General features: G+C 37.1%; 2 protein-coding genes. Both read right to left on the reverse strand.

What is annotated here, in order from left to right; translation table 11 throughout:
- On the reverse strand, positions 1-175 hold a 175-nt coding region (locus tag DZ860_RS25440), incomplete at its 3' end, for an uL14 family ribosomal protein (RefSeq protein WP_207890689.1).
- A gap of 134 nt (positions 176-309) precedes the next feature.
- The coding region (locus tag DZ860_RS25445; protein ID WP_120035737.1) for a ribosomal protein L16 at positions 310-466 on the reverse strand (157 nt) is incomplete at its 5' end.

Here is a 466-nt window from a genome sequence, read left to right on the forward strand (position 1 = left end):
TGATCACTTCTGATCTTTTGAGAGGCATATTTGGTACTGCTTCTTTGATCACAGCAACAATAACATCACCAATATGAGCATATCGGCGATTATTAGCTCCTATGATTCGAATACACATCAATTCTCGGGCCCCGCTGTTGTCCGCTACATTCAAATAGGTCTGGGGTTGAATCATATCATTTTTTAATCTGTTCTTTCAATGCAAAACAAAAAGGGGAGAAGAAAAAAAGAAATATTCTTTGTCAAAAAAAAGAAACCTGCAATTGCTTTTTTATTCCAAGACCTCTTTCCTATGGTTATAAATTTCTATCACGAAATAATGAATTGAGTTCGTATAGGCATTTTTGATGCTGCTATTGAAATAGCCTTTCTGGCTATATTTTCTGCTACTCCGCCCATTTCATAAAGTATTCTACCTGGTTTAACGACAGCTACCCAATATTCGGGAGATCCTTTACCCGACCCC

Origin of the sequence: Vibrio sinensis (genome assembly GCF_003605645.1) — a bacterium.
Classification (GTDB): Bacteria; Pseudomonadota; Gammaproteobacteria; order Enterobacterales; family Vibrionaceae; genus Vibrio; species Vibrio sinensis.